The organism is Mesorhizobium sp. M0340 (genome assembly GCF_040321535.1).
Classification (GTDB): domain Bacteria; phylum Pseudomonadota; class Alphaproteobacteria; order Rhizobiales; family Rhizobiaceae; genus Mesorhizobium.
This window is the reverse complement of the sequence record NZ_JAMYRR010000007.1, coordinates 228,010-240,180: the sequence shown is the minus strand read 5'-3', so window position 1 is coordinate 240,180 and position 12,171 is coordinate 228,010. Positions and strand designations below refer to the sequence as shown.

General features: G+C 62.9%; 12 protein-coding genes. 2 read left to right on the top strand and 10 right to left on the bottom strand.

What is annotated here, in order from left to right; all coding sequences use genetic code 11:
• Positions 1–32 precede the first annotated feature (32 nt).
• From groES to NKI79_RS13505, 10 genes are all read right to left on the bottom strand, one after another.
• The gene (groES, locus tag NKI79_RS13550) at positions 33–329 is read right to left on the bottom strand and encodes a co-chaperone GroES (RefSeq protein ID WP_352643782.1); all 297 of its coding nucleotides are present in this window, start codon (positions 327–329) and stop codon (positions 33–35) included.
• 430 nt (positions 330–759) lie between these two features.
• Entirely contained in the window at positions 760–1,743 is a 984-nt protein-coding gene (gene bioZ / locus NKI79_RS13545) for a 3-oxopimeloyl-[acyl-carrier-protein] synthase BioZ (RefSeq protein WP_352802071.1), read from the bottom strand.
• A complete protein-coding gene (locus tag NKI79_RS13540) occupies positions 1,740–3,005 on the bottom strand; it encodes an adenosylmethionine--8-amino-7-oxononanoate transaminase (RefSeq protein WP_352480285.1) in 1,266 nt (421 codons plus the stop codon). The genes bioZ and NKI79_RS13540 overlap by 4 nt, the downstream gene beginning before the upstream one ends.
• A complete protein-coding gene (bioD, locus tag NKI79_RS13535) occupies positions 3,005–3,640 on the bottom strand; it encodes a dethiobiotin synthase (RefSeq protein ID WP_023673640.1) in 636 nt (211 codons plus the stop codon). Before bioD ends, NKI79_RS13540 begins: the two co-directional genes overlap by 1 nt.
• On the bottom strand, positions 3,637–4,788 hold the full coding sequence (locus NKI79_RS13530) for an 8-amino-7-oxononanoate synthase (protein ID WP_352802069.1): 1,152 nt from the start codon (positions 4,786–4,788) through the stop codon (positions 3,637–3,639). The genes bioD and NKI79_RS13530 overlap by 4 nt, the downstream gene beginning before the upstream one ends.
• Positions 4,785–5,783 (bottom strand): biotin synthase BioB, encoded by a 999-nt coding sequence (gene bioB, locus NKI79_RS13525; protein ID WP_352802112.1) that lies wholly within the window; start codon positions 5,781–5,783, stop codon positions 4,785–4,787. Before bioB ends, NKI79_RS13530 begins: the two co-directional genes overlap by 4 nt.
• 94 nt (positions 5,784–5,877) lie before the next feature.
• The gene (nadC, locus tag NKI79_RS13520) at positions 5,878–6,732 is read right to left on the bottom strand and encodes a carboxylating nicotinate-nucleotide diphosphorylase (protein WP_352643785.1); all 855 of its coding nucleotides are present in this window, start codon (positions 6,730–6,732) and stop codon (positions 5,878–5,880) included.
• The gene (locus NKI79_RS13515) at positions 6,732–8,273 is read right to left on the bottom strand and encodes an L-aspartate oxidase (protein ID WP_352802068.1); all 1,542 of its coding nucleotides are present in this window, start codon (positions 8,271–8,273) and stop codon (positions 6,732–6,734) included. The genes nadC and NKI79_RS13515 overlap by 1 nt, the downstream gene beginning before the upstream one ends.
• Entirely contained in the window at positions 8,270–9,244 is a 975-nt protein-coding gene (gene nadA / locus NKI79_RS13510; protein ID WP_352802066.1) for a quinolinate synthase NadA, read from the bottom strand. Before nadA ends, NKI79_RS13515 begins: the two co-directional genes overlap by 4 nt.
• Positions 9,245–9,310: 66 nt before the next feature.
• Positions 9,311–10,279: an NUDIX hydrolase gene (locus NKI79_RS13505; RefSeq protein ID WP_023679605.1), complete on the bottom strand. Its 969-nt coding sequence runs from the start codon at positions 10,277–10,279 to the stop codon at positions 9,311–9,313.
• A gap of 172 nt (positions 10,280–10,451) precedes the next feature.
• On the opposite strand from NKI79_RS13505, the gene panB reads away from it, so the two are divergent.
• Together panB and panC are read left to right on the top strand one after the other, a co-directional pair.
• Positions 10,452–11,312: a 3-methyl-2-oxobutanoate hydroxymethyltransferase gene (panB, locus tag NKI79_RS13500; RefSeq protein WP_352802110.1), complete on the top strand. Its 861-nt coding sequence runs from the start codon at positions 10,452–10,454 to the stop codon at positions 11,310–11,312.
• A complete protein-coding gene (gene panC, locus NKI79_RS13495; RefSeq protein ID WP_352802064.1) occupies positions 11,309–12,169 on the top strand; it encodes a pantoate--beta-alanine ligase in 861 nt (286 codons plus the stop codon). The genes panB and panC overlap by 4 nt, the downstream gene beginning before the upstream one ends.
• Positions 12,170–12,171: the final 2 nt, after the last annotated feature.

The window sequence follows — 12,171 nt, the reverse complement described above, 5'->3', positions numbered from 1 at the left end:
CCGAAGATTTAAAACGAGGGTGAGGCCGATATTCAGCCGATGATGCCCATGATGTCGGATTCCTTCATGATCAGAAGGTCTTCGCCATTGAGCTTGACTTCGGTGCCCGACCACTTGCCGAACAGGATGCGGTCGCCGGCCTTGACGTCCAGCGGGACCAGCTTGCCGGCTTCGTCGCGAGCGCCGGAGCCGACGGCGATGATCTCGCCTTCCTGCGGCTTTTCCTTCGCCGTATCCGGGATGATGATCCCGCCGGCGGTCTTGGATTCGGATTCGACCCGGCGTGCGACCACGCGGTCATGCAGCGGCCGGAAATTCGACTTTGCCATTTTTGGATTTCCTTGGTGCGGATGTTGAACGGTGCTCCGTTGCCGGAGCATGCCTAGCACTCAGCCGAAGCGAGTGCTAACGCGGCAATGAGATAAGCCGCAGGCTCCTGCTAGTCAAGACGGAAGAGCAAAGAGCAAAGAGAAAAGAGAAGACAGCAAAGAGCAGCCAGCAAAGAGCGTGTAAGCATCGAGCCTTTTATGTGAACAATGTCGGGTATCCGACATATATGGGGCGGCTCACCCTTTGTAATTGAGCTTTATTCAGATGGTACGACTGGTGCAACGGGTGTTGCATTTGAACTCATCCAGAGGCTCGCACGGGTCGTGCTGCGTCAGCTTGGTCATGTCGAGCTTCAGAAGGCCATTTTGGCATTGGTTCTGTTGCTCCTATTGCCATTCATGACCAATCCTGCGCGCGTGAGCCGGCCGGCTAGATTCCAACCACGAGAGCGCCGCCGCTGAGACCCGCACCCGCCGCCGCCAGAAGGATTTTCTCTCCTGGCTGGAATGGCTTCATCTGGTTGGCGAGCGAGAGCGACAGCGGGACCGTCGCGGCCGAAGAGTTGCCGTATTCGGCAATCGTCTTGACAATTGCTTGGTCCGCAATGCCGAGGTTTCTTCCGACCGCGCCGAAAATCCGAGTATTGGCCTGATGCGGCACAAACCGGCCGACATTGTGTGGCCGCACTCCCGCAGTGGCTAGCGCGGTTGTCGAGCAATCGGTCATCATCTCGACGGCCTTTGCGAACACTTCGGGCCCGTCGGTCATCGTCATCCGGGTCTGCCCGAGGTCGAGGTCGCCATGGAACGGCGTGTTGCTTCCTCCTGCGGGAATCTGGATCAGCCCGTAGCGCGAGCCGTCCGAAGCCACCGAGGCACCGAGAATGCCCCGATCAGCATCATCGCACTGACCGATCACCAGGGCGCCGGCGGCATCGGCGAACAAGACTGAGCTCGCGCGCTCGGCTGGATTGATGCGGCGGCTGAGGATGTTGGCGGCGATGACCAGCGCTGGTTTGCCATGCAGGCGGGTGAACCCGTCCGCAAACATGAGCGCATAGATGAAGCCGGCGCAGGCGCCGGTCAGATCGACCGCGCCTGCGCGGCCAAGGCCAAGCTTGTGTGCGACCAGCGGCGCGCTTGGCGGCAGAAGATGGTCGGGCGTCGAGGTGGCAAGCAACAGCAGACCGATGTCGTGGCGCGCAATACCGGCGTTCGCCAAAGCCATGTCGCCGGCTTGCGTGGCCAAGCCAGACAGCGTGTCTTCGTCCGTTGCCCAGAAGCGCGAACGGATTCCGGTACGCCTTTCGATCCAGCCCGGCTCGAGGCCGAGATTGCTCTCGATCTCGGCATTGGCCACCTTGCGCCCAGGCACGTGATGGCCAAGTCCGAGAATGCGCGACGACTTGCTCATGGCCTGGACCCGAAGCGTTCCCCGGCCTCCTCGATGGCGTCATAGAGTCGTTCGAGCTCGTCGCCTGCGATGCAATAGGGTGGCAGAAGGTAGAGGACATTGCCGAGCGGGCGCACAAGCAGTCCGCGCTCGAGGAAGAAAGCGCGCAGCTTCGGACCAATCTCGGCGAGATAACCTGCGGAACCGGTTCGCAGGTCGAGCGCCGCGATCGTTCCCGTGGCTCGACAGTCGGCAAAATACGGATTGTCCCGAAAGCGTCTAAGCCCGACGGCCTGCATCACGCTCAAGGCCGTGATCCGCCCGGCCACTGGCTCGTCGCGCCAGATCTCGACATTGGCGAGTGCTGCCGCACAGGCAATCGGATTGGCGGTGTAGGAGCTCGAATGGAAAAACGTCTTCTTCCGGTCCTCGGAATAGTGCGCCCGGAAGATGGCATCGGTGACAAGCGTTACGGCCAGCGGGATGGTGCCGCCGGTCAAGCCTTTGGAGGTGCACAGGATATCTGGAGAAATCGATGCCTGCTCGCAGGCGAACATGGTTCCGGTGCGTCCCCAGCCGGTCATCACCTCGTCGGCGATCAGCAGCGAGCCGGAGGCCTCAGTGATCTTCTTCAATTCGGCCAGAACCGATGCTGGATACATCAGCATGCCGCCGGCGCCCAGCACCAGCGGCTCGACGATCAAGGCTGCGGCTCGTCGATCGCGGGTCACAGCCTCGAAACGATCCAGCGTCTCCTGCTCGTGCCCCGCGGCCGGAAAGGGGATGATGTCGACCTCGAACAGCAAGGGTTCGTAGGCGGCGTTGAACACGCCACGCGCACCGACGCTCATCGTTCCAATCGTGTCACCATGATAGCTGTGCTCCATGACGACGATGCGCGAGCGCGGCGCGCCGATGTTGCGGAAATAACCGAGCGCCATCTTCAGCGCGACTTCGACTGAGGTCGAGCCACTGTCGGAATAGAACACCCAGTCGAGTCCAGCGGGAGCGAGGCCGACAAGCGCTTTGGCCAAGCGCTCTGCCGGCTCGTGCGTGAAGCCCGCAAAGATAATCTGGTCGAGGCTCGACGCGGTTGTCTCGATTGCCTTCATGATGCGGGGATGGCGGTGGCCATGTGTGACGACCCACCAGGAGGAGATGGCGTCCAGGATGCGGGCGCCGTCGGCCCTGTGGAGATAGGCGCCCTCAGTCAGGACGATTTCTGGGATCGCAGGCTCGAGCGCGTGCTGGGTGAAGGGATGCCACACATGAGACTGCGACATCAGTCACCTCCAGTAATCGAGGCGAAGGCGAAGCCGGCAACCATTGCGTCCCTCAGTGTTTTGCCCGTCAGCACATCGAGGTGCGGCAGCCTGCCGAGCTGCGGCGCACCGCTGAATTCCACGATGGTCCGTTGCGTATCGGCCATCTCATCGCCGATGAAAGCGATGCCCGCCAACGGGATGGAGCGGGCGCGGAGCGCCTCGACCGATAGCAAGGTGTGGTTGATGGTGCCGAGTGTGGTGCGGGCGCACAGAATAACGGGCAGCCGCCATTCAGCGAAGATGTCGATTAACCTTGTGCGCCGGTTGAGCGGCACCATTAGGCCGCCGGAGCCTTCGATGACGAGCGGCGTCGGTAGGACGGGAAAAGCAAGATCGGCAGCCTTGATCGCCACGCCGTCGATCTCGGCCGAACGATGCGGCGACAGCGGGCTCCGCAAGCGGTAGGCTTCCGGCAGCACGCGCTCTGAGGGCAAGCCTGCAAGCCGCGCGACAACCTCGCTGTCGGTCTCGCCGTCGAGACCCGATTGCACCGGTTTCCAGTAAAAGCCGTCCAGCAAACCGGCGAGCCCAGCCGCAAACACGGTCTTGCCAACTCCGGTATCCGTTCCGGTGATGACGATGCGTTGGGTCATATCGCCTCCGGTGATGTTTGGGCCAACACCTCGACCAGCGCCTCGACCATGGCGGAAATGTCGGCTTCGCCAATATTGAGCGTCAGTGAGATGCGCAGCCGCGACGTGCCCTCGGGCACGGTCGGAGGACGAACGCCGCGTATGTCGAAGCCGCGGGCCTGCAGGCGCGCCGCCACTGCCATGGTGCGCCTGACATCGCCGATTACTAAGGGCTGGATCTGAGAGCCACTTGGTGTCACACCCCAGCGATTGACCAACCGGCCGGCGCTGGCGACGCGTTCATGCAGCTGAACACGCCGCATAGGCTCGTCGGCGAGCATTGCGAGTGCCTCGCGCGCCACGACCGCCATCAGTGGCGATGGCGCGGTCGCGTAGATGAATGCCCGGCAACGGTTGATCAGATATTCGCACAGTGCCCTCGGCCCGGTCACGAGCCCACCAGATGCGCCGAGCGCCTTGCCGCAGGTGTGGAGCGCTATGATGTTGTCGCGGCCCTCGAAAGCGGCGGCAAGCCCCCGGCCGTCCGATCCCCAGACGCCGGTGGCATGCGCCTCATCAATGACGATGAATGCGCCGTGCCGATCGGCAAGCGCGACCAGGCTCTCCAAAGGCGCGCAGTCGCCATCCATGCTGTAAAGGCTTTCCACCGCGATCCAGACGCATCCCATGCCGCCTGCGACGCGCCACCGTATAATCGCATCCTCGACAGCGGTGGCGTCGTTGTGCGCGGCCAGCACGAACTGTGCGCGCCCGGCCTGCGCACCCTCATGCATGCTGGCATGGGCGAGCTCATCGAGGACCAAAAGATCGCCCTTCTGCGGCAGGGCGCTCAGCAGAGCGAAGTTGGCGATGTAGCCGCTGCCGAAGAACAGCGCGCGGTCGGCTCCAAAGAATGCCGCCGCGTCTGCCTCGAGCTGCTCGTGTTCCGGTGCATTGCCGCGCAACAGCCGCGACCCGGTGGCGCCAACCGGCGTGCCCCGCGCAATCGCCGCCACAACCGCATCGCCAAGTCTTCTGGACGCGGCCAGCCCGAGATAGTCGTTCGACGAGAAGTCCAGCCCGGCGCGGGGCGAAAGCGTCCGCAGCCGGTCCTTGCGCGCTAGCCCCTGCAAGGTCGCATCAAAACGGGCAAGCGGCGCCCCGTTCATTGCGCCTCGAGTTCCATCGGCTCGATGCCGAGGCGCCGGAACAGCAGGGTATCCTTGTCCTCGCCGGGATTGTCCGCCGTCAGCAGCGTGTCGCCGACGAAGATCGAGTTGGCGCCGGCAAAAAAGCACAGCGCCTGCATCTCGTCGGTCATGGCCGTGCGGCCGGCGGAAAGACGGATATGCGATTTCGGCATCATGATGCGTGCCAGCGCGATCACGCGCACGAATTCGATCGGCTCGATGGGCTTGGCGTCGGCAAGCGGGGTGCCGGGGATCGGGATCAGCATGTTGATCGGAACGCTTTGCGGATGTTCCGGCAGGTTGGCCAGCGTCACCAGCATGCCGATCCGGTCCACCGGCTCCTCGCCCATGCCGACAATGCCGCCGCAGCAGACATTGATGCCGGATTGGCGAACGTGCTCGAGCGTCTCGAGCCGCTCCGCAAAGCTCCGCGTGCTGATGATCTCGCTATAGTAGCGTTCCGACGTATCGATGTTGTGGTTGTAAAAGTCGAGACCAGCCTGCTTCAGTCGAGCGGCTTGCTCAAGATCGAGCATGCCGAGCGTCATGCAGGTCTCCATGCCCAGCGCCTTGACGCCTTCGACCATCGCCACCACCGCATCCATGTCGCGCGCCTTGGGGTTTCGCCAGGCCGCGCCCATGCAATAGCGGGTTGCGCCGGCGTCACGCGCTTTCTTCGCCTCGGCGATGACGCGCCTGACCTCCATCAGCTTCGACGCCTTCAGGCCGGTCTCGTGATGCGCCGACTGGCTGCAATAGCCGCAATCCTCCGGGCATCCGCCCGTCTTGATGCTGAGCAGCCGGCTGAGCTGGACCTTGTTTGGATCGAAATTCTGGCGGTGCACGGTTTGCGCGAGGAAGAGGAGATTGTTGAAGGGCGCATCGTGAAGTGCCTGAGCCTTCTCCAGGGTCCACGCTCCAGGGTCAGGGGATTGAGCCTGTGGCGATGTCTGCGTTGGACTGGCTGTTTGCATGTCCATGCTGTTCTCCGGTTCTGCCTTGCTTTGCTGTCTGATTGACGACGATCGGAAAGGACAGTTGATTCGATCCTGTTCGTTCCTCAGGCAATCATGAGTCCCAATAGTCGAGGCCGATATCCAGGATCGGCGCGCTGTGGGTCAGTCGGCCGACTGAAATCAGATCAACGCCGGTCGCGGCAATCGCTCGCGCTGTATCGGACGTGATCCCGCCAGAAGCCTCGGTGATAGTGCGGCCACCAACGATTGCGACCGCGCGGCGAAGATCGGCGAGGGACATGTTGTCGAGCAGAACCGCATCGGGAGCGAAGCCAAGTACCTCCTCCAACTGGGCCAGCGTATCGACCTCGACTTCGATCTTGACGAGATGACCGGCCCGTCTTCGTGCTCGCTCGAGCGCCGGGCGAACGCCGCCTGCGATGGCGATGTGGTTGTCCTTGATCAGAATTGCGTCGTCGAGGCCGAAACGGTGATTGGATCCGCCACCCGCGCGCACCGCATACTTTTCGACTGCCCTCAATCCGGGCGTCGTCTTGCGCGTGCAGACGATCTTCGCGCCATATCCACGAACCGCAGCGACGATCGATGCCGTTGCTGTAGCGATGCCGCTCAGATGGCACAAAAAATTGAGTGCCGTCCGTTCGGCTGTGAGAATGGCCCGGGCAGGGCCAACCACTGATGCAATGACCTCTCCATCCATGACATTGCAGCCGTCTGCCCGCTCCACCGAAATTTCGACATCAGGATCAATCAAGCGGAAAGCGAGCATCGCCAGATCGAGGCCGGCGACAACTCCGGACTGGCGCGCCGCCAACACGGTTCCCGCTTGGTGTTCCTTCGGGACGATGGCCTCCGTGGTCAAGTCGCCGGCTCTGCCAAGGTCTTCAAGAAGAGCTGCCCTTACAAGCGGCTCAAGCATGACCGTGGGAAGCGGTGAGAGCGTCATCACTTTGCCCCTTCGAGGCTTGGGGAGTTTCCGAGTTCCCGCGCAGCGGCCAAGGCGGCTTCGAGGGTGATTTCGGACCGTCGGGCGACAGTCGCATGATGAGGAAAATCTGTCCGGTAATGAGCGCCGCGGCTTTCTTGGCGCAACAAGGCGGCAACCGCGATCATTAGCCCGACAGCCGCCGCATCCGAGGCCGCGTCCTTGCTTTCGGCGAGCGGCAATAAGGCACGTGCGGCTGCTTTCAAACCTTCACCATCCCGGACGATGCCGAGTGCGCGCGACAGGAAAACACGCACGGGTGTCGGAGCGGGCGATGGGTAAACGTCCGCAAACGCAGGCTTTGTTCTGCGAGCAGGCGTTCCGGCGACACTTTCAGCGACCCAGCGGGCGCATACGACGGCCTCGGTCAAGGAATTGCTGGCGAGCCTGTTGGCGCCATGCAGTCCTGTCGAAGCGACTTCGCCGCAGGCCCACAGCCCCTTGACGGACGTCCTACCGGAGCCGTCCACGGCAACGCCACCCATGTGGTAGTGTTGGGCCGGACGAATGGGGATGAGATCGCGCGCGGGATTGATGCCGGCTCCACGACAGGCTGATGCGATTGTCGGGAAGTGTCGAGCAAATTCCGGGCCAGGCCGTTGCCGCGCGTCGAGAAAAACACGGTGGCCGTTGGCAAGATGGTTCCAGATGGCGCGCGCCAAGACATCACGAGGCGCAAGTTCCGCCCCTGGCACGCTCTGGAGAAAAGCCTGGCCGGTTTCGTCGATCAGGGCAGCACCTTCGCCGCGGACGGCCTCGCTGACCAGCACCATAGGGCGTTCCGGGCCGTCAAGCGCGGTCGGGTGGAACTGGATGAACTCGAGGTCGGCAAGGACAGCTCCAGCGCGGGCCGCAAGCGCCAGGCCCTGTCCGCAACTGCCCCAAGGATTGGTGGTGTCGAGAAACAGTCCCCCGATCCCACCGGTGGCGAGGACGACCCGCCGTGAGCCGAAGAAGACAGGTCCTATCGAACCGCTCGCCCAGACGCCTCGGATCGCATTCTCTCGCACCGCCAGCCGGCGCGCTTCCACGCCCTCCACGACAACAATCGACGAAGTGGAACGCACAGCCGCGATCAGGGCACGCATGATCTCACGGCCGGTGCCGTCACCATGCGCATGAACGATGCGACGTCGGCTGTGTGCGGCCTCCAATCCGAGGCACAGCGATCCTTTCGGCGTACGGTCGAAGGGAACCCCAAAGCCCGCAAGCCCCTCTATCGCCTTGGGCGCGGCTTGGAGGATGCGGCTCGCCACGTCTGTGTCGCAGAGACCATCCCCGGCGGCAAGCGTATCGGCCAGGTGCAGTGCCGGATCGTCGTCTTCGCCGAAACTTGCAGCCAGACCACCCTGTGCCCAGGTGCTCGAATTGTCAGCTCCCAGCAGCGTCCTGGACAGAAGAAGCACCGGCTCCGGCGCCAGTTGAAGCGCGGTCATCAGTCCGGCGATGCCGCCGCCGACGATGATGGGCCGCCCGAAGAAGCTGCGGATATCGGCGCTCAAATTGCCAGCATCCGTTCGACCGCAAGCCGCGCGCGCCCGGCGATCCCGGGTTCGATGGTTACGACATGGTGGTTCTGCTCGAGCGCCGTGCGGATGTTGGCAAGTGTGATCCGCTTCATGTGCGAGCACAAATTGCAGGGCCGGATAAACTCGACCTCTGGGTGCGCTAACGCGACGTTGTCGCTCATCGAGCATTCGGTCATCAGCACGACACGTGGCGGCCTTTGTCTTTCGACATAGTCGGACATGGCAGCGGTCGAGCCGGAAAAATCTGCTTCAGCCACGACGTCGGGCGGGCATTCGGGATGCGCAAGCACGATCACGCCGGGATGGCTTTCGCGCAACTCGCGGATGTCGGCCGGTGTAAAGCGCTCATGCACCTCGCAATGCCCTTTCCAGGCGATGATCTGCACATCGGTCTGGGCGGCGATATTCTGGGCCAGATATTCGTCCGGCAACATGATCACCTGGGGAACGCCAAGGGATTGGACGACCGCCTTGGCGTTGCCGGATGTACAGCAGATATCCGACTCGGCTTTCACTTCGGCCGACGTGTTGACATAAGTGATGATCGGCACGCCGGGATAACGCTGGCGCATCAAGCGCACGTCTTCTGCCGTGATCGATTCCGCCAACGAACAGCCTGCCCGCAGATCGGGAATGAGCACCGTCTTTTGCGGATTGAGCAGCTTGGCCGTTTCGGCCATGAAATGTACGCCGGCCAGCACGATGACTTGCGCCTCGATCGTCGCAGCCTTGCGGGCCAGTGCCAAGCTGTCGCCGACGATGTCGGCCACGCAATGGAAGATCTCGGGCGTCTGATAGTTGTGCGCCAGGATGATGGCGTTGCGCTCGCGCTTCAGTGCAAGGATCGCCTCGATATCCTCGACGAAAGCCGGCCATTCGATCGGCGGGATCACTCGTCGGACGCGCTCGTAGAGAAACGCGGCCGTCGGCAGCATGGCGCTCATCGACCCCTCCAGCTTATACTCTAGTTGAAAATAACCAGCATATACTTGCTGTGAGTATAAGCGATGTCAACCCCGCGCCAGCGGCAATTTTGTCCCGGCGATGACCCTCTCGTCGAGAGCGGCGTGGCGGAACCGGTAAAGCTTCGCTGGCCGGCCGCCGGTCTCCGTGGTGGCCTCTCCGGTCTCTTCGACCAGCTCCTGCTGCTCGATCAGGCGGCGAAAGTTCGGCTTGTGGATGAGCCTGCCGGCGAGCGCCTCCACGGTTCGCTGCAGCTGCAAAAGCGTGAAGACCGGCGGCATCAGCTCAAAGACGACCGGCCGGTATTTGATCTTGGACCGCAGCCGCGCAATGCCGGTCGCCACGATGCGGCGATGATCGGCGACCATAGACTTGCTGGGCACCAGCGGAGGCAGCGTCGCGTCCCGTCCGCTTCCGGCCTCTTGGACCAGGCCTGCTTCGTAGACCAACTCATAGCGTTGAAGCGTGAGTTCCTCGTTCCAAAGGCGGTCGTCGAAGCCGAAGGCTATCGTCGCCCGCTGCCAGCGTTCACGTCGCGCGGCCGCGTCGCTGACGCCGTCTGCCCATTCAATCAGGCGCGGTCGCAGAACGTCCAGCACGACCGGAGGCGTGCCCGAGCGGTGGTCCTCCCATGGAAAATATTCATACCAACTCTGCCAGCCGCACTTGGGCGAGCCAGCTGCCTGTTCCTTGCGGGTCAATGCGAGATAGCTGATGGAGATGACGCGCTGCTGGCGCTCGGCGCCGATGCGATCTCGATCCGCGAAGGTGTAGAGTTGCTCAATATACCCCAGCGGATGGCCGGTCTGCTGCTCGACCCACCCCCTCAAACCGGATTGCAGCGATCGGTGCTCAAGCGCAAATGGTCCGGAGGGCAGGGTGTCCGCCTGGCCGATGGTGAGGACACAGGGTTCACTGTCGTTTACGGCGACGACAAAGGCGATCAGGTCCACTTTGACTTCGTCGGCCTTGACGGCGGCTCTGTCTTTCCTGGGTCCTATTGCCTGATCGTCCATGTTCGCGAAAGTGGTTGGCCAGCTCGGGGCGCCTGAATCGATTTAAGTGTAAGCGCGCCTGTCCGCACGTCAACACCGCACAGCTGCACGGCCATTTTTAGCTCTTCGCACTTGCACAAAAATGTGGCAAACGCGACACCCGCGGTTGGTAACGTTGGGGAAGGAGGTTCCATTGAGTGCGTTTGGTGACACCAAGGCGATCACACCGCCGGATATTCGTTCGCGTAAAGGTGGGACGCCGCTCGTCTGCCTTACCGCCTACACGACGCCAGTCGCCCGGCTCGTCGATCCCCATTGCGATGTGGTGCTGGTCGGCGACAGCGTCGGCATGGTTCTCCACGGCCTGCCCTCGACGCTCGGTGTGACGCTGGAGATGATGATCATTCACGGCCAGGCCGTGCGCCGTGGCCTCGAGCAGGCGCTGATGGTCGTCGACTTGCCGTTCGGTTCCTTCGAGGAAAGCCCAGAGCAGGCTTTCCGCAATGCCGCGCGCGTCATGGCCGAGACCGGCTGCGCGGCCGTCAAGCTCGAAGGCGGCGAAACGATGGCAGAGACGATCGGCTTCCTCGCCGCGCGCGGCGTGCCGGTCATGGCCCATGTCGGCTTGACGCCGCAGTCGATCAACACCATCGGTGGCTACCGCGTGCAGGGCAGAGGCGGGGATGCCGAGCGCATCAGGCGCGACGCGCTTGCGGTGAGCGAAGCGGGCGCCTTTGCGGTCGTGCTGGAGAAGGTTCCCGAGGCGCTCGCCCGCCGGATTACCGGGGAGGTGGCGACCCCGACCATTGGCATCGGTGCCTCGGCAGCCTGTGACGGCCAGATTCTCGTCGTCGACGACATGCTGGGCCTCTTCGGCGACTTCCGGCCCAAATTCGTCAAGCGCTACGCTGAACTGGGGGAGGCCGCTGCGGCTGCGATCGCGGCCTATGCGCGGGAAGTGAAGGAGCGCCAGTTTCCGGCCGCCGAGCACGTGTTTGCCGATGCGCCCAAGCCCGCCGACGCGGACGCCACCAAGAGCGGAGAAGCAGCGTGAGCGTGCCGATTGTCAGGAGCGTTGCCCAGCTTCGCCAAATCGTCGCCGCATGGCGCCGCGAGGGCGTGAGGATTGCCGTCGTGCCAACGATGGGCGTCCTGCATGAGGGCCATCTCAGCCTGGTGCGCGCGGCACTCGTGAAGGCCGACCGGGTGATCGTGACGCTCTTCGTCAACCCGAAGCAATTCAACAGCCAGGCCGATCTCGCCGCGTATCCGAGCACTGAGGACGAGGATGCCGCCAAGCTGGCACCGCTTGGCGCGCACCTGCTTTATGCGCCGGATGCAGAGGAGATGTATCCGGCGGCCTTCGCCACGACCGTTTCGGTCTCCGGTGTCAGCGAGGGTCTGTGCGGTGCCTTCCGGCCGGGACATTTCGATGGCGTGGCGACCGTCGTCTCCAAGCTCTTCCTGCAGACCAGCGCTGACTTCGGCTTCTTTGGCGAAAAGGACTTTCAGCAGCTTCAGCTAGTCAGGCGTATGGCCCGGGACCTGGATATTCCAATCACCATTGTTCCTTGTCCGACAGTCCGCGAAGCCGACGGTCTTGCACTATCATCGCGCAATGTCCGGCTCTCGCCAGCAGAGCGTGCTGTTGCCCCCGAGCTACCATCGGTCTTGCTCGAGACGGCTGAGCGGCTTGCCCGCGGCTCGCCCGTCCTGCCAACGCTTGCCGAAGCGCGCGCAGCAATTCTGGCTGCGGGCTATCGCGAGGTCGAATACCTGGAACTTCGCGACGAGGCAGATTTGCGACCCATGACAAGCCTTGACCGACCTGCACGCTTGCTTGTCGCGGCCTGGCTCGGCGGCACACGGCTTATAGACAACGTCAGAATATCACGGGTTTCAACAGATTAACG